General features: G+C 44.5%; 17 protein-coding genes. 7 read left to right on the top strand and 10 right to left on the bottom strand.

All coding sequences use genetic code 11. The annotated features are described in order from the left end of the window. Positions 1 to 14: 14 nt before the first annotated feature. The 3 genes from dnaE (at position 15) to KOE27_RS26795 (ending at position 5558) form a co-directional block, all read left to right on the top strand. The gene (gene dnaE, locus KOE27_RS26805; RefSeq protein ID WP_215241939.1) at positions 15 to 3665 is read left to right on the top strand and encodes a DNA polymerase III subunit alpha; all 3651 of its coding nucleotides are present in this window, start codon (positions 15 to 17) and stop codon (positions 3663 to 3665) included. A gap of 88 nt (positions 3666 to 3753) precedes the next feature. Continuing rightward, positions 3754 to 4086, top strand: a complete 333-nt coding sequence (gene trxA / locus KOE27_RS26800; RefSeq protein ID WP_215241938.1) for a thioredoxin — start codon at positions 3754 to 3756, stop codon at positions 4084 to 4086. A gap of 224 nt (positions 4087 to 4310) precedes the next feature. Further along, positions 4311 to 5558, top strand: coding sequence for a sensor histidine kinase (locus tag KOE27_RS26795; RefSeq protein ID WP_229253004.1), 1248 nt, complete (start codon positions 4311 to 4313; stop codon positions 5556 to 5558). Between the two features lie 38 nt (positions 5559 to 5596). Here the strand turns inward: KOE27_RS26795 and KOE27_RS26790 are convergent, their stop codons facing one another. Genes KOE27_RS26790 through KOE27_RS26755 form a run of 8 tightly spaced genes read right to left on the bottom strand, consistent with a single transcriptional unit; the run spans position 5597 to position 13857 of the window. After that, on the bottom strand, positions 5597 to 6487 hold the full coding sequence (locus tag KOE27_RS26790) for a serine hydrolase (RefSeq protein WP_215241937.1): 891 nt from the start codon (positions 6485 to 6487) through the stop codon (positions 5597 to 5599). 28 nt (positions 6488 to 6515) lie between these two features. Beyond that, positions 6516 to 7394: an aldose 1-epimerase family protein gene (locus tag KOE27_RS26785; protein WP_215241936.1), complete on the bottom strand. Its 879-nt coding sequence runs from the start codon at positions 7392 to 7394 to the stop codon at positions 6516 to 6518. 4 nt (positions 7395 to 7398) lie between these two features. Continuing rightward, positions 7399 to 8613, bottom strand: a complete 1215-nt coding sequence (locus KOE27_RS26780; protein WP_215241935.1) for an aspartate aminotransferase family protein — start codon at positions 8611 to 8613, stop codon at positions 7399 to 7401. 54 nt (positions 8614 to 8667) lie between these two features. Further along, positions 8668 to 9888 (bottom strand): hypothetical protein, encoded by a 1221-nt coding sequence (locus KOE27_RS26775; protein ID WP_215241934.1) that lies wholly within the window; start codon positions 9886 to 9888, stop codon positions 8668 to 8670. A gap of 24 nt (positions 9889 to 9912) precedes the next feature. Then, positions 9913 to 10764: a type 1 glutamine amidotransferase gene (locus tag KOE27_RS26770; RefSeq protein WP_215241933.1), complete on the bottom strand. Its 852-nt coding sequence runs from the start codon at positions 10762 to 10764 to the stop codon at positions 9913 to 9915. 41 nt (positions 10765 to 10805) lie between these two features. Continuing rightward, positions 10806 to 11906 (bottom strand): carboxylate-amine ligase, encoded by a 1101-nt coding sequence (locus KOE27_RS26765; protein ID WP_215241932.1) that lies wholly within the window; start codon positions 11904 to 11906, stop codon positions 10806 to 10808. A 29-nt stretch (positions 11907 to 11935) separates the two neighbouring features. After that, positions 11936 to 13099 (bottom strand): ATP-grasp domain-containing protein, encoded by a 1164-nt coding sequence (locus KOE27_RS26760; protein ID WP_229253003.1) that lies wholly within the window; start codon positions 13097 to 13099, stop codon positions 11936 to 11938. Between the two features lie 50 nt (positions 13100 to 13149). After that, positions 13150 to 13857 (bottom strand): esterase family protein, encoded by a 708-nt coding sequence (locus KOE27_RS26755; RefSeq protein ID WP_215241931.1) that lies wholly within the window; start codon positions 13855 to 13857, stop codon positions 13150 to 13152. A 189-nt stretch (positions 13858 to 14046) separates the two neighbouring features. On the opposite strand from KOE27_RS26755, the gene KOE27_RS26750 reads away from it, so the two are divergent. Then, positions 14047 to 14835, top strand: coding sequence for an alpha/beta hydrolase (locus KOE27_RS26750; protein WP_229253002.1), 789 nt, complete (start codon positions 14047 to 14049; stop codon positions 14833 to 14835). A 19-nt stretch (positions 14836 to 14854) separates the two neighbouring features. Here the strand turns inward: KOE27_RS26750 and KOE27_RS26745 are convergent, their stop codons facing one another. Next, complete coding sequence (locus KOE27_RS26745) at positions 14855 to 15877, bottom strand: acyl-CoA reductase (protein WP_215241929.1); 1023 nt, start codon at positions 15875 to 15877, stop codon at positions 14855 to 14857. Between the two features lie 132 nt (positions 15878 to 16009). Here KOE27_RS26745 and KOE27_RS26740 point away from each other — a divergent pair, with 132 nt between their 5' ends. The 3 genes from KOE27_RS26740 to KOE27_RS26730 all read left to right on the top strand — a co-directional run bounded on the left by KOE27_RS26740 (position 16010) and on the right by KOE27_RS26730 (position 19289). After that, positions 16010 to 16357 (top strand): 4Fe-4S dicluster domain-containing protein, encoded by a 348-nt coding sequence (locus tag KOE27_RS26740; RefSeq protein WP_215241928.1) that lies wholly within the window; start codon positions 16010 to 16012, stop codon positions 16355 to 16357. A 346-nt stretch (positions 16358 to 16703) separates the two neighbouring features. Further along, the gene (locus tag KOE27_RS26735; protein ID WP_229253001.1) at positions 16704 to 17933 is read left to right on the top strand and encodes a porin; all 1230 of its coding nucleotides are present in this window, start codon (positions 16704 to 16706) and stop codon (positions 17931 to 17933) included. Positions 17934 to 17969: 36 nt separating this feature from the next. Next, complete coding sequence (locus tag KOE27_RS26730) at positions 17970 to 19289, top strand: ammonium transporter (RefSeq protein WP_215241927.1); 1320 nt, start codon at positions 17970 to 17972, stop codon at positions 19287 to 19289. A gap of 118 nt (positions 19290 to 19407) precedes the next feature. On the opposite strand, the gene mtaB is transcribed toward KOE27_RS26730, so the two are convergent. After that, positions 19408 to 20736, bottom strand: coding sequence for a tRNA (N(6)-L-threonylcarbamoyladenosine(37)-C(2))-methylthiotransferase MtaB (gene mtaB, locus KOE27_RS26725; RefSeq protein WP_215241926.1), 1329 nt, complete (start codon positions 20734 to 20736; stop codon positions 19408 to 19410). Positions 20737 to 20755 lie beyond the last annotated feature (19 nt).

The raw sequence follows: 20755 nt of genomic DNA, 5'->3' as shown, positions 1-20755 counted from the left end.
ACAAAATACCAAATATGCAATTTTCCCATTTACACTGCCATACCCAGTTTTCGCTGCTGGATGGTGCGGCTGATATCAAAAAACTCTTTAAAAAGGCCAAGGCAGATAATATGCCTGCTGTGGCCATCACAGATCATGGTAATATGTTCGGTGTTTTTGAGTTTGTGGCCGAGGGAAATAAGCAGGGGATCAAACCCGTGGTTGGCTGTGAATTTTACGTGGTGGACGATATGCACGTCAGGCAGTTCACCAAGGATAAAAAGGATGTAAGGTACCATCAGCTTTTGCTGGCCAAAGATGAGATAGGGTATAAAAACCTGGTAAAAATGTGTTCCCTTGGGTTTATAGAGGGGATGTATGGAAAGTATCCCAGGATTGACAAGTCGCTGATACTCCAGTATCACCAGGGGTTAATTGCGACTACCTGCTGTATTGGGGCCAGCGTGCCGAAAGCAATTCTCAGAAAAGGAGAGGCAGAAGGAGAAAAGGAATTTAAATGGTGGCTGGACCTCTTCGGGGAGGATTTTTATGTGGAATTACAAAGGCACGATATCCGCGACCAGCAGATCGTGAACGAGGTACTGATACGTTTTGCACGAAAGTACAATGTAAAAATTATCGCTTCCAACGATTCGCATTATGTTGACCGGGATGACTGGAATGCCCATGATATCCTGCTTTGTATTAATACAGGTGACAAACAGAGTACCCCAAAATCCAAGGATTTTGATGACGACAAAGGGATACCCAAAGGATCCCGTTTTGCATTTTACAATGATCAGTTCTATTTCAAGAACACCAGTGAAATGCTCCAGCTGTTCAACGACCTGCCGGAATCTCTGGATAATACCAATGAAATCGTTGGAAAGATCAAGAACCTTGACCTGAGAAAAGATATCCTGCTTCCAAACTTCCCCATTCCCGATGAGTTCAAGACGCATACCTTGTCGGAAATGGTTGGAAAAAAAGAGCTTACTGCCGACGTACTGAACCAGTGGGAGTACCTCAGGCATATTACTTACGTTGGGGCAAAAAAGAAGTATGGCACCATTACCAAGGAAATCGAGGACCGCCTGAATTTTGAATTGGACACGATCCGGAACATGGGTTTCCCTGGGTACTTCCTCATTGTTGCAGATTTTATAGATGCTGGCCGGAAAATGGGGGTATTTATTGGTCCGGGCCGTGGTTCTGCGGCGGGGTCCGTGGTGGCCTATTGTACCGGGATTACCAATATAGATCCGATCAAATACGACCTTCTTTTTGAGCGTTTCCTGAATCCCGATCGTATCTCACTCCCCGATATTGATACCGATTTTGACGACGAAGGGAGGCAGAAAGTTATTGATTACGTGGTTAAAAAATATGGTTATAACCAGGTAGCACAAATTGTTACCTATGGTACGATGGCAGCGAAGTCGGCTATTAAAGATGTTGCCCGCGTGATGGATCTTCCCTTGCCTGATGCCAACATGCTGGCCAAGCTCGTGCCGGACAAGCCCGCTTACAACATGACGCTCAACCGTATCTTCACGGCCCCGCTGGAAGGAGAGGGGAGTTTAATGAAGAAGGAAGGTATAGCGCCGGAGGAATTGGACAATGTCAAGAAAATGCGCGCTATAATTGCAGGTAAGGATTTACAGGCGAGCGTTTTACAGGAAGCTGTCAGGCTGGAAGGTACGGTGCGTAATACGGGTATCCATGCGGCTGGTATCATCATCGCTCCGAGCGACCTTACCGAAATTATTCCGGTAAGTACCTCCAAGGACTCGGAGTTTTTGATTACCCAATATCAGGGTAAAATCATTGAGGATGCGGGTGTTATCAAGATGGACTTTCTGGGTCTCAGAAACCTTACCATTATCAAAGAAGCGCTCCGCCTGATTAAACAGAACCATAATGTTGACATTGTCATAGACGATATTCCGCTGGACGACCCTAAGGTTTTTGAATTGTTCCAGAGAGGTGAAACCAATGCTATTTTCCAGTTTGAATCGGATGGGATGAAAAAGCATATGCGTGATCTTATTCCCGACAGATTTGAGCACCTCATAGCCATGAATGCCCTGTACCGTCCAGGGCCGATAGCCTATATTCCTAACTTTATCCGCAGGAAAAACGGGCAAGAGGAGATAACCTATGACCTTCCTGAACTGGAAGAGTATCTGGCTGATACGTACGGCATTACCGTCTACCAGGAGCAGGTAATGCTTTTGTCACAGAAGCTCGGAGGTTTTACGAAAGGCCAGGCAGATACCCTGCGTAAAGCCATGGGTAAAAAGCAGATTGAGACCCTGAATAAAATGAAAGGGGATTTTATGAAGGGCGGCGGAGAAAAAGGACTCGATCTGAAAAAGCTCGAAAAGATATGGACCGACTGGGAGGCTTTTGCATCCTATGCTTTTAACAAGTCCCATTCCACCTGTTATGCTTTTGTGGCCTACCAGACGGCTTATCTCAAGGCGCATTACACGGCAGAATACATGTCGGCTGTTTTGACGAGCTCTCTGGGCAACATTGAAAAGATAACCTTTTTTATGGAAGAGTGTAAGGCGCAGGGACTGGTGGTACTTGGGCCGGATATCAACGAGTCGGACCGCCAGTTTAATGCAAATAAAAAACGAGAGATACGTTTCGGGCTGGCTGGTGTAAAGGGTAGTGGTGATGCAGCGGTGGAAGCAATCATTGAAGAACGTAACCTTAACGGCCCTTATAAAGACATTTATGATTTTATAACAAGGGTCAACTTAAGGACAGTCAATAAAAAAACAATAGAAAGTCTGGCTTACGCTGGGGCCTTCGACTGCTTTACGGAGTATCACAGGGCGCATTTTTTCTCAACTGAAACAGGGGAAAACGGTACTTTTATAGAACGACTGATCCGTTATGCCAATAATTATCATGCTGAAAAATCTTCAGCCCAGTCTTCTTTGTTTGGTGCCTTCGGAGGAAATGATTCTTTACTGGTAAAACCCAAAACCAGTGATGTAATGGAATGGGGAGATCTGGAACGCCTTCGTTATGAGCAGGATGTGGTGGGCTTCTATATTTCGGGTCATCCCCTGGATACCTTCAGGATCGAGCTGGACAACTTCTGTACCTGTACGGCTGACGAAGTCATGTTCATTGCAGAAGGGGAGCGGCGCCCCAGGCATTTTGATAAAGAGGTTTCTATCGGCGGGATTGTTACAAGTGCCGTGGAAAGGATGTCCCGCAACGGGAATACATTTATGATTTTCCGTGTAGAAGATTATAAGGGCTCCATGGAAATGCTGCTGGGCGGTGAGGATTACATCCGTTTTAAAAACTATCTTCAGGTAGGACAATTTTTACATATTAAAGGAAAAGTACAAAATCGCTGGAAACAGGAGGATCAGTTTGAATTCAAGATACTGCACATTCAGCTGTTGACGGAAATACGTGAAAAGCTTTGTAAAAAAATCAAGATTAAGCTGCCCCTGGAACATATTGATGAACGAATGATCCAGATACTTAATGACGCTTTCAGCAGCAATCCGGGCCATTGTATGGTAAATATGACGGTTACAGACCCGGATACAAGAATTGAAGTGGAAATGCTCTCGCGAGGTTACAGGGTAGCACCAAGTAACGAATTATTCAAAACGCTGGGTTTGATGGAGGGAGTTAAATTCTTCTTAAATTAAAGTGAAAGCTGAGAACGAAGCGGGAACTTTTAGTGGCAAATATTCCTTAATCAGACATAATATAAACAACAAAGCAACAATTTTTGACATGGGAAAAGCACTTGAAATTACCGATAGCACCTTTGAGGAACTAATCCAAAGCGATAAGCCAGTACTTGTAGATTTTTGGGCCGAATGGTGCGGGCCTTGTAAAATGATCGGTCCGGTTGTAGAGCAGCTGGCGGGTGAGTACGAAGGCAAAGCGGTGATCGGTAAAATGGATGTAGATATGAATTCGGCGGTACCTGCTAAGTTCGGTATCCGCAGTATTCCTACTTTGATGATCTTTAAAGGTGGTCAGCTGGTTGATAAGGTTGTGGGTGTTGTTCCTAAAACAACACTTGAAGACAAACTGAATGCTCAGATCGAAGCTACTGTATAAATAGATATTCTTGCAAATGGATGAAAGAGGGCTCATGTCGGGCCCTCTTTCTTTTTGCGGAAGGTATTTATTCAAATAATAATTCACACACTTTGAATAAATAATGGGAGTCGAATGATCAATAAATAATACTTTTGAATAAAGTAACTTGCTCTTAATGAATAATCTTGCAGTTGCTCAGCAGTCAGTCGTTCTTTGAACAGGACTTTTTAATCAAAAAAATTGTGCGGTCTACAACTTTTGTGCAACGGCTGCTGAGCCAGTCGGGTTTACCTCTCACCATCAGGCAGTTCTGGTTATATTCATTTTGCTACTGGAGTATCTTTGCATCCATTACGTTTGTTCAGCTCACCATGTTATGGCTTCTGAAAGAGGGCGATACCATGAACCTGCATGAGGTTTTTATATGGCTTCTGGACGGACTTTTCTGGTGGAGCACCACGCCGCTTGTTTTGTATGCGTCGCTGAAAATTCCTATTGTTTATAAAGCACAACGGAAAAAGCTGCTGGTTCCGGTTTTTTATCATCTGCTGATCGTCACTTTTCTGAATATCTTAATCAACAGCCTGCACTATTTGGTCACCAATCCGGTTATGTTCTGGCTCATTGGCAAGTCCATACCAGCCGAAAGTTACCTTTTTTCATTCTTTGTTGCTTATACGGCAAGTTTTGGACAGTACATGCTGCTGGTCGTCGGATTTAATAAGGTATCCTATATCTATCGTTACCAGGCGTTGCAAAAGGAGCATTTCAAAACTGAGCTGGCTAACGAACAACTGCGGGGACAACTGGCTAATGCCCAGCTTCAGGCTCTGAAAATGCAGCTCAATCCTCACTTTCTGTTCAATACTCTGCACGCGGTAATAGGTCTGATGATCAAAAGTGATATCAAAAAGGCAACTTTAATGATCACCACTTTGAGCGATCTGCTGCGTGTAGTACTTGCCAACCGGAAAACTGATTATATTACTTTTGGTGAAGAACTGAGGCTCACCCGTCAGTATCTTGAAATACAGCGCATTCGTTTTGAAGATCGTCTTAAGGTTCAGTTTGAGATTGATCCGGCATCTGAACCCTACCCGGTACCCCAGCTTATTTTACAACCTTTGGTCGAAAACTCCTTCACCCACGGTATCGCAGATCTTACCACAGAAGGTGTGATCAGAATATCCACCCATGTGGATAAGAACGGCCTGCAGATCGAAGTTTCGGATAATGGTGTAGGGAGTAAAAAGCGCAGGGAAGCAGCTGGGATGGGCCTTGGGCTGGAAAATACTTTGCTCAGGATCCAGCAGGCCTATGGCCCAACTGCAAAGCTTACTTTCAACCAGCCCCTGAAGGGAGGTACCATAGTGACCCTGTTTCTTCCGGGAGAACCCCAAAATTATATTCCGCAGGAAGAAGATTTTAAGGCTGGCCGACCAGCGGATGTTTATTCCATTGCTACTGGTTCTTTTGATTCGGATATCTGAATGGGTGGTATCAAAATACCTCGGGACACGAAGCATTGTTATTTAACATAATCGTAAATCATTCGTGAGATACCGGATAACATGTCCAGTGTGGCTGGCCTGTCGTCCCATTCCCTGGATAGTATCACCACAACATATTTTCGGCCGTCGGGAAGAAATACAATGCCGGAGTCATGCTGTGTAGTACCGAAATATCCTGTTTTGTGCGCTACTTTCACATCTTTGGGTAGTTTGGCGGGTATTAAACTCCTGAACTTCTGATCCAGCAGGATTTTAATCATCGCATCGCAAGCCTCTTGGTTGATGATTTTACCTTCCGCCATTTTTTCAAAAATCAGCATGAGGTCATAAGCGGTCGTTGTATTGTTTAATCCTTGTGCAAATGCTTTGCTGTCTTCCACACCGCGCAGTATGAGCAGGTCCTTTGCACCTAGCTGGCGCATGGTTTGGGTGACTTTTTTCGGATCCACCAGATCTACGATCATGTTGGTGGCAAAATTGCTGCTGACGATGATCATGTCATAAACGAGGTCTTTGATGGCTGCTTTTTCGCCTATCCGCTTGTATAATTCGTGTTCACTGTCGTTGATTGAATCCTGGCTGTAAACACTCCCGTCCACAATGCTTTTGAACTCATTTTTGATGGTAATAGAGTCGGTCAATGAAAATTTTCCTTCTCCGGCCTGTTTGAAAACTTCCACCATTACAGGCATTTTCATGGTGCTGGCAGCATGAAAAACTTCATGTTCAAGGATAAGCAGCTCCTCTCCGGAGGTAAGGTCTTTAAAAGCAACCGCATAAGTCCCCTTGTGTTTGTCCAGTTCAGTTGTAATGCTGCTTTTTAACTCCGCAAGGGAAGTTTTTCGCTGGCCAAAGGTTGAATGATTTACCAGGAGGAGCAGTACTAAACCGTAAAAGAAATGCGTCATAACAGGGTCAGCTGATTTTGAATGTACTTTACTCGGTAATCTCAATGGAGTAGGCGGCTGTGAAGATATGCTTACTTTTTAGGGTAAGGATACCTTCTTTTTTTTCAAAATCCTGATCGGTATCAGCACGATCTGCTATACCGAGCCACGGCTCAATACAAATGAAATGCGCATTTGGCTTAGCCCAGAGTCCCAGGTACGGGAATCCCTCAAACTGCACCGTGATAACCTGTTGTGAACGCGTACTCCGCAAACTTACCTGGCGTGATTGTAATGATTTGAAAATCAGTGCGTCTTTGTCAAATAAATGATTATTCAGGTGTAATATATTCGTATCGTTTAATACAGGACTCGTTTCTCCGCTCAGAAGCCCTTCTTTGCTGAGGAGGTGGGTAGCATCGGTTTCAGGTTTTTCAAATTCCAGGTAATAGTCTTCGTATGTTTCATTTTCATGCAACGGGCAGCGAAAAGCCGGGTGTGCACCCAGAGAAAACAGCATATCCCCGCTTCCATGATTTTTTACTTTATAACTCACCACAATCCTACTGGCAAATAAGGTATAGGTTATCTCAAACTCATAATAGAACGGATAGGTTTTCAGGCTGTCCTCGTCATAAGTCAGTCCAAAAGTTAGGCTGCTTTCGGTATGCTCTGTCAGCCTGATTTTCTGATTGTTGCGTATAAATCCATGCCGCGGCAAGGTATAAGAGTTCCCTTGAAAATGGTAAGAATTGTTTTTCAGCCCTCCCACGATGGGAAATAATACCGGCGAATGGTTGGCCCAGACGGCCGGATCGGCATTCCACAAAAAGCTCTTATGAGTTTTAAGAGATTCAATCACACTGAGTTCGGCGCCAAGAGTGTTTACACCGATCCTGAAAAATTCGTTTTCAATATAATGTATCATATTTTTAGGAATTGTTGAGAACATCAATTATAACGGCACAGCCTTCACGGATCTGCTCTTCGGATATGATCAGGGGAGGAGCAATGCGCATGGAATTATCACAAAAGAGAAACCAGTCGGTAACCACACCTCTTTCAATGCATTGGTCGATAGTTTTTTTCAATTTTTCAAAAGATTCCATTTCAGCTGCCAGCATCAGGCCAAGCCCTCGTACTTCTTTAATGGCCGCGTGTTTCAGTAAATCTTTAAAAAGCTGGCCCTTTTTCAATGATTTTTGTGCCAGTGTATTTTCAAGGGTAATTTCCAATGCGGCCAGGGAGGCAGCGCAGCTTACCGGGTGGCCTCCAAAGGTGGTGATATGCCCAAGAACCGGATTATGCTTCAGCACAGCCATGACCTGGCTCGACGCCATAAATGCTCCGATGGGCATTCCGCCCCCCATACCTTTGGCGCTTATCAGTATATCAGGGTAAATATCAAACTGCTCAAACGCCCAAAAACTTCCCGTACGCCCGAATCCGGTTTGTACTTCATCCAAAATGAGCAGGGTCCCGGTTTCTGTGCAACGGCTGCGCAACTGGCGAAAATAGTTACTATCCTGAATTCTTACACCCGATTCTCCGCCAATAATCTCAATAACAACAGCGGCTGTTCGGGTTGTGATCTTTTCCAGATCGTCCAGATTGCCATGTCTGATCTGCGTGTTTCCGGGCAGAAGCGGCCGGAAACTTCTTTTAAAAAACTCGGCACCCGAAAGGCTTAATGCGCCTTGTGTAGCCCCATGGTATGCATTCTGGCAAGATATGAACTCTGAACGACCGGTGAATCTTTTGGCAAGTTTCATGGCGCCTTCTATGGCCTCAGTACCTGAATTGGTGAAATATATATTGTCAATTTTTCCAAAAGGGGACTGGTCAGCAGCAGGTAGTGCCAGGGTACCGGCCAGCGCTGTGGCCAGCTTTACCTGTACACTTTGGATAAACTCACCATATACCAGCAAGTGCATGTGTTTGCCAAGTTGCCGGTATATAGCTTCCAGGACTTTGGGATGCCTATGCCCCACATTGCTGACACCAATACCGGAAATCAGGTCCAGGTATTTTTTGCCATCGGTTCCGTACATATATACTCCCTCTGCTTTATCAATTTCAAGTGCCAGAGGGAAATCGGATGTTTGCGCTACATGCTGAAAAAAAAGCTGTCGATGTGAAATTTGCATTTAGTAAGATATATACTTTTAGAAAGTATAATATGTTTATTTTGATTCGATAATTTATGAAGTGGTATCGGGCAGCAAGCGTTTTTGCTCATAGAAACAGGCACTGCTACCCACCCAGGTAAATTCTTTGTTAAACCGTACACCAATCATTTCCCCCCTGCTCAAACGGCTCAGGCTGATCAGCAACTCAGGTTTTGGCGCTTTGTCCGGCCATCCGTACATCATCCTGATCTCACATTTGACTAAACCGTCAGGGGATTGTATTACAGGTTCGTACGTTACCTTTTTTTGCAGGATATAATTTTCGGGATCCGGCAAGGCGGCCAGAATAGTTGGTGTTACGGTAAGAAGCACTCCGGTTCCTGCAAATGAAAATAAAGGTTTGAGCACATACTGATCCAGGTCGGCGGGGTATTCTCCGTGATAGTCGCTTAGGAATTTTGTTTCGGGAACATACTTTCCTGTTAAAAAGGGCAATGTAAACTTACTGATCCTGAAAAACCAGTTGGGATGCCCCACCCATTCCACCTCGACATCATCTGTGAGGTTAAAGCTGGTTTTCAGTCCTGGATAGCTATGGAGATCATCAAAAATCAGGCGGTTGTAAATTCTTTTGATCTGAATTTTTTGGTTGTTATCCTCATAATATAGCTTCCTGCCTTCCCTGATCACCTTGGTATAACAAATAGTTTTAATGCCCATTTGTTGTTCGGTAATGGCAAAATCAATTCGGGTTTTTTGTTTTTCGGGGAATATTTCCAGCAATATTACCTCTTCGGGCCTATGAGTTCCGAGGAGCAACTCTCTCAACCTCTGATAATAGACCTCTTTGTCTGCCGAAGCGAACAGATAAGTAAAATCGTCCGGAATACTGAAATGCCTCATAAAGCTTTCCGACAAATAGGCCTGATAGCCAAATATGGACGGAAATCCCTGTAATTCTATTAATTGCGGAATAAGGTTGCCGGTATCATCCCGGCAGATGGCGAAGTCAAGCGCCAGAAACGACGTATGGCTGTTTTCATTGGGTACGCAAAGGCCGGGAGGAACGGCCCTGCTCGTTTTGGAAATAAAATTTTCAGCGCAAATAACTTCCATCATTTCATCACAGGCCTCGGTCAGTTTTGCTCTTAGCTCTTCGGGAATAAATACGGGACTCTCGGCAATCCTGAAATCCAGCTGTCCAGGATACTCGTTTTCTATTGCAGAAACAAACTGGTTATATTTTGCTTCCGTAAATGATTCATTAAATAGCTTTCGGGCCTCCTGATGCATGGTGTTTGTTAGATGATACTTCGCTTAGTATGAAGATTGAGTCAGCGACTGTTTGGACCTTAGGTATGCATTCCTGAGAAAGGCAGGAATGATGACCGATTCTGTCAAAGGAATTTTGCCAGGTTCATTTAAATTCTTGATCATGTCATCGTATTTCTCTTCTCCATAGTTGGCAATGATACTCGTTTTTTTGTCCTGCTGGAGAAAATACCTGAGCATGCCTTCGGAATCCGCCTCGGGGTGAAATTGTGTTCCTGCAATTTCATTTGAAAATCTGATGGCCATTATGGCTCTTTCCAGTGGCACGTGCGGGCGGATTTTCTCCAGGCATAAGAGTTTGGCTCCCATGTTTTCAAATGCGTGCTGGTTAGGCTGGGTAACCTGAAAATCCCTGGAATCTACAATCCAGAAGGGGTCAGGTAATGAGTTCAAAACTGGATCCTTACGCCCCTGCGGTGTTTTATGAACAGGAAATGTGCCAAATGAAGGTTTTCTTCTTTTGCTCACTACCCCAAGTTGCCAGTGGATACAGGCCATTTGAAAGGAATGACAGATGAGAAACAGGTGTTTTTTGGATCCTGCGGACCGGTGCCGGTTAAACTGAACAAGCTGGTCTAAAAAGAAAAAGAATTTTCTTTCCCAGAGCTCACCTGTCGGGGCAGGATTTCCTGGTCCGCCGGTAGAAATATAGGCGTCAAAGTCCAGGCCGGGTATCTGAAGTTTTTGTCTTACATCGAATACCTCATATTGAACAGGTACTGATTCGTCCTGCCCAAATTCTGTAATTAATTTTTTGATGCAGCGCATACCTTCGTTCGCCACTCCGTTATACATATCCAGAATGGCAATGCGGAAAGGTTTGTCTTTTGTATCCATGTTACGGTTTGCTCTTCACGTTTGTCAGCCGCCGGTCGTTTCTATGCGATACCAATTTTGGTTTCCGAAACGATATAGTCCACTACTGCACTCAGATCGTTGGTTTTCTCGAAAACTGCAAGCTGCCGGTCGGCACCGGTACCCATTTCCATGATTTTATGAATGTACTCCACTTCGTTACGGCTGCCAAGGTCATCAATCACGTCATCAATAAATTCCAATAGTTCGGTTACTAGTAATCTGTATTCAACTTCTTCCTGTTTGCCGAAATCAATGAGCTTGGCATGGATGCCGTAACGTGCTGCACGCCATTTGTTTTCATTGATCAGCATCCGGTGATAGGGCCTGAAACTCAGATTCATGCGGTGAAGCTTATGAATTTTGGCCACCAGCGCCTGCATGATCGCCGCAAGGCAGATCGTTTCGTCAATACGCATGGGTACGTCACACATTCGGAACTCTATGGTATTGAAAAACGGGTGTACCCGAATGTCCCACCATATTTTCTTGCCATTATCAATACACTTTGTTTTGATCAAAAGGTTCACATACTCATCATATTCGGCCGCGCTCGAAAAAAAATCGGGGATTCCGGTCCTTGGGAATTTGTCGAAAACTTTGGACCGGTATGATTTAAATCCAGTGTTTCTGCCACACCAGAATGGCGAATTGGTTGACAGTGCATAAATATGCGGGAGAAAATACCGTACCGCGTTCATAATGGCGATGCCCTGATTCCGGTCCTCTATACCTACATGTACGTGCAGGCCGAAGATGAGGTTGCCGCGCGCTACGTCCCTCATTTCGTCAATGATTTCGTCATAACGCGGGTCTGGTGTGATGAGCTGTTCCACCCAGTCGGCGAAGGGATGGGTGCCAGCTGCTGCTACCTGGAGGTTTTGTTTTGCTGCCAGATCCAGGATCATTTTCCGGAGATAGGTAACTTCTTCGCGTGCTTCCCGGATGTTATAACAAATGTTGGTACCCACTTCCACCACCGCCTGGTGCATCTCAGCCTTTACACGTTCGTTTAACGTAATTCTTCCATCCTCCACCAGCTTGGACATGTGGGACCTCAGGTTGCGCGTTACGGGGTCAATGGTCTGAAATTCCTCTTCTATTCCGAGTGTGAAAGTTGTCATGACAAAGTGCTTTCTTATACTTGTGTGTTTTATTTCTTTTTTGCCGGTTTCACGGCAGGCGTTTTTCCGGGTTTTTCAGTTGGCGGGGTTACTGCCACCGCAAGCTCCGGTTTGACCACTGCTGTTGCTTTGGTAGCTTTTTTTTGCGGCACTTTTTTGATCGCGATTTTTTCGTTTTCAGGGGCTGGTACCTCCGATAGTTCCGTAGGCGGGGTAGCAATGGCGGGGGAGGATACCGTTGCGGGTACCACAGCATTTTTTACAAATGTTCCCCATGTAAGGTTGGTCTGTCCGGGGATATGTTTTTGAGCTCTTTCAATGGCCATGTTGGCAGCAGCTTCAACCACCCACTCAAAATTGTCGGGACCAACGGAATAAATATCGGCGTCCGGTGCGGGATTGCAAAAGTCGATAGCGATGGGAACGCCATTCCGAACGGCAAACTCTACGGTATTAAAGTCATAACCAAGGGCAATATTCAGTTTGAGAACGTATTCCTTAATCGTTGCCACTAGTTTTTCGCCTTCTTCTCCTTTGGCTTTCATTTCTGCGGCATACCGCAAATGATGTGGGTTATTGGGCTCATAGGGCATCACCAACACATCTTTCTGGCCAATGCAGTAGCAGCGGAAATAATCGTCAAAGACAATTTCCTCCTGGAGCATCATCACCAGCTGACCGGTTTCCTGGTGTTTATTCCAAAGATCCTGCGGATTTTCAACCTTGTATACACTTTTCCATCCTCCGCCATTATGGGGTTTCATATAGGCCGGAAAGCCGATATAACTAAACATTTCTTCCCAAGCCATGGGAAAAGTAAGGTTCCGGAACGAAGTTTCACCCGTGTCGGTTGGCCTCTCTTTGGATGGCAGCAGTGCAGTTTTCGGAACGGGAATGCCTATTTGCTCAGCAAGGCAGTTGTTGAAAAATTTCTCGTCAGCACTCCACCAGAAAGGGTTGTTGATCACCGCAGTACCGCATAATGCCGCATTTTTGAGGAATGCACGGTAAAAGGGAACATCCTGCGAAATCCTGTCTATTATAACCGCATATTCCGTCGGCTCCGCCTGAATGACACGGTCGATTTTAACAGCTTCTGCCACAATCCCTTCAACACCTTTGCTGTTTACCCTTTCTACCAACGCCTGGGGAAACGTATTTTCCATTCCATATAAAATCCCTATTTTTTTCATGATTGGCCTGTTAATTTATGGGTACTTCTTCTAAAACCGTTATAGATATGTTAAAGTAATCTTGACAAATAATCAGGAAACATTTCGTTCCACAGGGGCCAGTCGTGCTTTTTCCACCCCCTGATATCCAGCCAGTGATCAATGCCTTTTCTGTTGAGAATTTCAGAAAGCTTAAGGTTGCTGTCCAGGCATATATCCCACTCTGATGTGCCCAATACAATTTTAATATGTCCGAAACGCCAACCCTGTTCATTCGGCATGAAATCAATCGGATTGTTGAAATAAACATTATCATCATAAAAGCCATCGGTGAAGCCCCTTATGTCAAAGGCACCACTCATGCTGATCAGGTAAGCCACCTGGGTGGGATGCCTGAATGCAAAATTAGCGGCATGGTAACCTCCGAAGCTGCACCCGGCCACGCCAATTTTATCTACCTGGCATTCGTGCTTAATATAAGGTACTACTTCGTTGGTCAGAAACTTATCGTATTGTATATGGTTAAGTACGCGGTATTCGGGATTCAGGTGCCGCCCGTACCAGGAATCCGCGTCAATGGAATCAATACAATAAATTTTATATTTTCCTTGTTCGACTAAATTTTTCACGGATTCGATCAGCCCCATATCCTTGGCCTGGTAATAACGTCCCAGTGTTGTCGGGAACAAAAGAATCGGGTATCCCCAACTGCCGAAAACAAGCATCTCAACATCCCTGTCCAGGTGATGGGAATAATATTTAATATGTTTTTCTTCCAAAGTACATGCGTTGAGGTTAGTTGTTGAAATATACAAAACAAAAAATGAGTTGCAAACAGGGAAGAAGCGCCGGGTGGGTATGTATGCCTTCTTTTGTTTTAGGAAAACGTAGTAATGTACAATTTTCGCGAACGGGCATTATCTGTTATATTGCAATTTTTATTTTTCAGTCTAAACCGGATTCTGATTTTGCCTTCCGTTATTTTAAACGTTACAACTGAGGAACTATTTTCGGATTCCCTCGGCCGGAATGTTGTTCTTACCCATATCGTTCCGTCGTGTCAGAAACCATTTCAGAAATTATTACTCCTGAACGATGGGCAGTATTTTGGGCCTTTACGGCTGGTGGATATCCTGAACAACTTTTGGGAGGGTAAGGAGAAAGCACCATTCCTGGTCACCGGTATTCATGCCGGCCATGACCGGCTTCATGAGTATGGTATTGCAGGCCAGGCTGATTACGCGGGCAGGGGAAGCAGGGCCAGCCACACCACAAGTTTTGTGATCAATGAGCTATTGCCTTATCTCTCCGATAAATTCCAGACTTCCTTTGCTGAAATCATTTACGCTGGTTTTTCTCTGGGCGGTTTAATGGCTCTGGATATCACCTGGCAACATCCCGGGGTTTTTTCCAGGGTAGGGGTGTTTTCAGGTGCGCTATGGTGGAGGCAGAAAGCATTGGATGACGGCTACCGCGACGAGGACAGGATCATGCATAGGCAAATCTGGGAGTCGGCACGGTGCCCCGATCTTAAATTCTGGTTCCAGTGCGGCGGAAAGGATGAAACGGATGACCGGGACGGAGACGGGGTCATAGATTCCATTCAGGATACGCTGGAGTGTATCGTTGAGCTGGAACGCAAAGGTTTTTTCTGGGGAAAAGATATCAGGTATGTGGAGGTGCCTGATGGAGAGCATAATGTCTGTACATGGTCAGGAATTATGCCTGATTTCCTTGAATGGGCATTCGGGGATTAACCAGGCATAACGGGGACGGTTACAGTTTTGCAAGAAATTCCATGGTATCAATATTATCAGCGTAGTCGGCCAGGCCGGGCTGCTGGCTTTTCCCGAAGGCGATTGAGCCGGTAATTTTCAGGTCGGGCGGGGCCGCAATGCACTGTATTTTCTCGCTGTTTTCGGCCAGAACCGAATTTAAATCTTCTAGGGAAGCGTAGGTTTCATAATGGACCATACTGATGGGCGAAACCAGTGCAGGGTTTTCGGACAGAATCAAAAAACCATTGTCCAGATGCGGGACTTTGTTGATGAGTACTATAGATTTATTGTATTCGTAATTGTTGAAGAACTTATGGTGATGGACGTAAGTATCTTTCATGGGCTCGATGGCTTGATAAAACCTTGTGAAATCATAACCTTCGGGAACATATAACTTGGAGACGTTCCGGCAGCCCAATCCGTAATACTGAAGAATGTCCTGCCCAAGGGCGCTCAGCTCTTCCATGGATTCGTTGCCCGACAGCGCAGCCACGGAGGTACGATTGCGACGGATTATGTTCGGTTTTTTTGCAAAGTAGTAATGGAAATACCTGGCCGTGTTGTCACTTCCTGTTGCGATGTAAGCTTCGGCCTCGTTCAGACGGTCTGCAAATTTGATATATTCCTGAAAGGAAGGTTCTATTTTAATAAGTTGCTCGAGTAATGCCGGGATCAGGACGGGATCATCCGAACTGGGTTTGGCCACCAGACGGTGCCCGCTTATCAGTACACACAAAATATCGTGAAACCCCACGGCCGGAATATTTCCTGCCATCACCACTCCAACACGGGAAGGCGACACAGCCTCCGGATAGTCTGCTACCCACCGTGAAAGCTTGTCGGTAGATAGAAATTGAGCAGCTATGGCATGCAGAGAAAGCAGGGAATTGGCAGGGCTGAACCAGTTGTTTCTGCGGTAAGCACCAGTTGCCCATTCTTCAACCGTTTCCTGGTGAGCTGCGCTAAGTATAAAACTTCCTAATTCTGCAAATGCATTTATTCTTTTATTTCTTGAAATCATTACAGGTGAACTACTAAAAATTCAATAAAAATTTTGGTTTTTAAATTTCTGATTGTTGTGAAACTTTAAATAGTTATATTTGTTGTCTCTATTAAGTTAAGAATAGCAACAAATATAAACAATCCGGCGACTATGGCTATAATGATAACCGATGAATGCATAAATTGTGGGGCGTGCGAGCCAGAATGCCCGAATACAGCAATTTATGAAGGTGGTGTGGAATGGACATGGAGTGATGGTACCAGTTTGGATGAAGTGGATTTCGGAGATGGTACCGTAGTAAGTGGAAAGGAAAAACAATCACCTGTTTCAGACGAGTTCTACTATATTGTAAATGATAAGTGTACCGAGTGTGTAGGTTTTCATGAGGAGCCGCAGTGTGCTGCGGTTTGTCCAGTGGACTGCTGTGTGCCAGATCCTGATCATGAGGAAGAGGAAGACACGCTGTATGCTAAAAAAGCCTGGCTGCACGGAGAATAACCGAATTAAGTCTATCAAATTGAAAAGCCCGCCATCCGGTGGGCTTTTTTTATGCCCCAATCAGTCGAAAAATGGTAAAATAATAATAAAAAAAGTTTTTCAATATTGATTCTTATGATTTATAATATTTTGTATAAATGCTAGTATGCAGAATAATTTAACATATATATTTTTTGTAAAAAAGGCTTATTTATATTTATATTTATGGAAAAAAGATGACAATTATATGAAAATTGGATTTTTTGGTATAAAATATGATGCTGTTATTTGATTAATATAATTTTAGTACAATATTTGGTGCATAAATATTTACCAAAAGTAGTATTAACTAAAACAGAATATAATTATGAAAAAAGTCTATTGCACAGTATTATCTTTGATGGTGTCTTTTTTGGGTTTTGCAAAGTCGGAAGGAGAGAAGAAAACGAAAGCAGAAGGTACTGAAACAACCACAGTAGCGGAAGTGAAGGATGAGGAAGACGCAAAGAGTGCTTTTGCCTTTTCTGGTTATCTGGATTCGTACTACATGGCCAATTTTAACAAGCCGATGTCCCGCTCAAATATGGGATATGCCGGTACTGCAAGGGTTTTTGATCGTAAGTCGGGTCAGTTTTCCCTTGGTTTGGTACAAACCAAAATGGTATACACCAATGCAAAGTCGGAAGCTGTGGTAGACCTAACCTTTGGCCCCAATGCTGATTATGGTAACTATGGTAACCTGCTAAGCCCATTGTCTGATGACTACACAGGTATGGCGCTTGCTATCAAACAAGCTTATTTCACCTACAAATTCACCGACAAATTTTCAATGACCGCAGGACAGTTCGGTACACACATCGGCTACGAGGTGATCGACGCCCCTGCAAACTTTAACTACTCACTTTCCAACCTCTTTAACAACGGACCTTTTTATCATGCAGGTCTGAAGGCTACTTACGCGTTCTCCGACAAGGCATCTCTGATGGTCGGTGTAGTTAACAATGTTGACGGACTTGGTGATAACAACCGCAAAAAAGGGATCATTAGTCAGTTGTACTTTTCGCCTGTTACCAACTGGAACGTTTACCTGAACTTCATTAACAGCAACGAGGCCAATCCTAATGATGCGGGTAAACAGCCGGATGCTTTCTACCGCGTGTTTGACTTAACTACCAGTTATCAGATCACCGACAAATTCCTTTTGGGCCTCAATGCTGCATATGGCTCTCAAAAGGGAGACTACCAAGGATATGGCGGGCCTGACGGTTCAGAAACCTGGGGAGGTGTTGCACTTTATTCCAACGTTTCTCTAACAGATAATTTTGGAATTGGAGCCAGATATGAGTATTTTAACAACGACAATGGTGTAAGAGGTGTGTTGAATTCTGAAGGTATGGGAACCAGTGTTAATTCGGTAACGCTTACCGGTAATATTTCTCTGGCAGATGGCCACATTCTGGTGAAACCCGAGTTCCGCCTGGACGCTTATCCAAAAGTTTCAGGCGCGGGAGCAGAGCAGCAATTTGAAGATTCGGACGGTGCGTTCACCAAAAACAGCCAAACTACTTTCGGTCTTGCTTTCATTTACAAGTTTTAATATAATACCTTCTTAATCAATAACAATTAATAAACAATGGAAAAACGTAATTATGTCCCACTGATCATTTTGCTGGCAATTAGTATTCTGGGTGCCTTCATTCCGAACGTCCCGACGCAAATTGTCACAGAAGGTGTAAATGCAGGCGACACCGCATGGTTGCTTGTTTCGGCAGCGCTTGTTCTGCTTATGACCCCAGGTCTTGCTTATTTCTATGGGGGAATGGTAAATAACAAGAATGTTATTTCTACAATGTTGCAAAGTTTTATTGCAATGGGCGTTATCAGTGTAGTATGGGTTGTAGTTGGTTTCAGCCTTGCTTTCGGAGACGATATCGGTGGATTTGTTGGTAATCCTGCCACCTTCTTCATGTTCAAAGGCGTTTTGGATGGTCCTGTCTGGGGAACCATACCTTTCGCTCTTTTCGCAATGTTCCAGATGAAGTTTGCGGTTATCACACCTGCACTTGTTACCGGCTCTATGGCTGAGCGTATCAATTTCCGTTCTTACGTTCTTTTCATGATCCTTTTCGGAGTGTTTATCTATTCCCCATTGTGCCATATGACGTGGCATGCGGATGGCCTTCTTTTCAAAATGGGTGTTCTTGACTTTGCAGGTGGTACTGTTGTTCACATGTCGGCCGGATGGGCGGCTCTGGCTGGTGCGCTATACCTGAAAAGACGTAAGGCGCTTCTTGAAGACCACGTTCAGCCACCAGCAAACATTCCGTTTGTATTATTAGGTACTGGTCTGCTTTGGTTCGGTTGGTTTGGATTTAATGCAGGTTCTGCCCTTGCTGCTGGTCCTTTGGCTGTATCTGCTTTCGCTACTACTAACACAGCTGCTGCTGCTGCTGGTTTATCCTGGGTACTTGTTGATGTTTCAAGAGGTAAAAAAGTATCAGCACTTGGATTTTGTATCGGTGCGGTTGTAGGTTTGGTTGCGATCACACCTGCTGCTGGTTTCGTAACAGTTCCTTCTGCCTTGTTCATTGGTACCGTTGCTGCCATTATCAGTAACTACGTTGCCCACCTTCGTACACGTTCAACTGTTGACGATACACTTGATGTTTTCCCTTGCCATGGTGTAGGTGGTATGGTTGGTATGATCATGACAGGTGTATTTGCAACCAGCGGTGTTAACTCACTGGTTACAGATCAAGGCCTTGCTTTTGGTGAAACTAAATTGTTTATCAATCACCTGATTGCCCTGGTTGGTGTATCAGTGTTTGCTTTCGGAGGTTCCTTGTTACTATTGAAAATCACGGATCTTATCCTTCCGCTTCGTGTTAGCGAGTCAGACGAAAATGCAGGTCTTGACATTAGCCAGCATGATGAATTCCTTGTAGAAGCGTAATATTGATTGGATATTGTTTCAAAATAGAAAGCCACGGAAATTTCCGTGGCTTTCTTTATGGGGTATAGGGAGTTTTCAGTTAACAGCAGCCTAAAGCCTAAGTGTTGAAAGGTGCTATCTAGTGCATTTCGTAACTTAGCTCGGGCTCGGTTACTTCCATCAAACCGGTTTCATTGATATGGTCATAAAGGATTTCCTTTGTTTCATTGATCAACAAAGGATCGTATTTTACAGCGACACGAACGTAATTTTCTGTGAAGCCCAGCATCTGCCCATTCTGCAATTCATCCTCGAACAGCACCGTTCCTGTTTTGCCAATCTGTGTTTCATAAAAATGCCTTTTCTTCTTTTCTGAAAGAATATGAAGCATTTTTGAACGCTCCGCCCGAACATTTTTCGGTACTATAGGCCTGATCTCCACCGCCGCAGTATTTTCTCTTTCAGAATAGGTAAAAACATGCAGGTAAGAAATGTCCAGCTCCTGAAGGAAATGATAGGTTTCCAGGAACAGCTCGGGTGTTTCGCCCGGATGGCCAACGATTACATCAACACCAATACAGCAGTCGGGCATCAGCGATTTTATTTTCGCTACTCTTTCCACATATAATTCCCGGCGGTACCTCCGTTTCATTAAGCTTAATACCTTGTTGGAACCGGATTGCAGCGGAATATGAAAATGCGAGGCAAAACGTTTCGACTTTGCCACAAATTCTATGATTTCGTCGGTAAGTAAATTGGGCTCAATTGAAGAAATACGAAAACGTGTGATGCCCTCCACCTCATCCAGTGCTTTAATGAGGTCCAGAAATGTCTCTTTTCTCCTTCCTTCCCGAATACCGAAATCGCCAATGTTGACACCAGTCAGTACAATTTCCTTTACACCCCGGGAGGCAACATCTTCCGCCGCCCGCACAATGTTAGCGATGGAGTCGGAACGACTTTTGCCCCTGGCCAATGGTATGGTGCAATAGGCACAGGGATAATCACAGCCATCCTGCACTTTCAGAAAAGTACGGGTCCGGTCGTTCAGCGAGTAGGAGGTATGGTATTCTACGGCCTCTTCAATGGGTGAGGCAAGCATTTGCGCCGGTCTGCCTGAGGGTACTTTTTCAAAGGTATCAATGAGGTCAACAAGCCTGAACTTCTCGGCAGCTCCCAAAACGGCATCCACACCGGGAATATCGGCTATTTCTTTTGGCTTTAGCTGAGCATAACATCCGATAATGGCAACATACCCGTCCGGATTAATTTTTTGAGCTTCCCTTACAATCTTGCGGCATTTTTTATCCGCGTTATCGGTAACCGAACAGGTATTGATGATAAATATATCGGGATTTTCGTTGAATTCCACTTTGGAATACCCTTTCTGCTCAAACATCCTGCCAATGGACGAACTCTCCGAATAATTTAGTTTACAACCCAGTGTATAAAATGCAACCTTCTTCATGATCTTCTGTTAATCCTGC

Source organism: Dyadobacter sp. CECT 9275, assembly GCF_907164905.1.
GTDB lineage: Bacteria > Bacteroidota > Bacteroidia > Cytophagales > Spirosomataceae > Dyadobacter > Dyadobacter helix.
The sequence above is the reverse complement of the archived record's forward strand: the minus strand, read 5'-3'. Positions and strand labels throughout refer to the sequence as shown.

Coding starts and splice junctions, on each gene's coding strand:
- trxA (WP_215241938.1), top strand. CDS start 3,754: ATGGGAAAAGCACTTGAAATTACCGATAGCACCTTTGAGGAACTAATC.
- KOE27_RS26780 (WP_215241935.1), bottom strand. CDS start 8,613: ATGCAAATTTCACATCGACAGCTTTTTTTTCAGCATGTAGCGCAAACA.
- KOE27_RS26740 (WP_215241928.1), top strand. CDS start 16,010: ATGGCTATAATGATAACCGATGAATGCATAAATTGTGGGGCGTGCGAG.
- KOE27_RS26765 (WP_215241932.1), bottom strand. CDS start 11,906: ATGACAACTTTCACACTCGGAATAGAAGAGGAATTTCAGACCATTGAC.
- KOE27_RS26790 (WP_215241937.1), bottom strand. CDS start 6,487: ATGACGCATTTCTTTTACGGTTTAGTACTGCTCCTCCTGGTAAATCAT.
- KOE27_RS26745 (WP_215241929.1), bottom strand. CDS start 15,877: ATGATTTCAAGAAATAAAAGAATAAATGCATTTGCAGAATTAGGAAGT.
- KOE27_RS26735 (WP_229253001.1), top strand. CDS start 16,704: ATGAAAAAAGTCTATTGCACAGTATTATCTTTGATGGTGTCTTTTTTG.
- KOE27_RS26760 (WP_229253003.1), bottom strand. CDS start 13,099: ATGAAAAAAATAGGGATTTTATATGGAATGGAAAATACGTTTCCCCAG.
- dnaE (WP_215241939.1), top strand. CDS start 15: ATGCAATTTTCCCATTTACACTGCCATACCCAGTTTTCGCTGCTGGAT.
- KOE27_RS26770 (WP_215241933.1), bottom strand. CDS start 10,764: ATGGATACAAAAGACAAACCTTTCCGCATTGCCATTCTGGATATGTAT.
- KOE27_RS26730 (WP_215241927.1), top strand. CDS start 17,970: ATGGAAAAACGTAATTATGTCCCACTGATCATTTTGCTGGCAATTAGT.
- KOE27_RS26775 (WP_215241934.1), bottom strand. CDS start 9,888: ATGCATCAGGAGGCCCGAAAGCTATTTAATGAATCATTTACGGAAGCA.
- mtaB (WP_215241926.1), bottom strand. CDS start 20,736: ATGAAGAAGGTTGCATTTTATACACTGGGTTGTAAACTAAATTATTCG.
- KOE27_RS26785 (WP_215241936.1), bottom strand. CDS start 7,394: ATGATACATTATATTGAAAACGAATTTTTCAGGATCGGTGTAAACACT.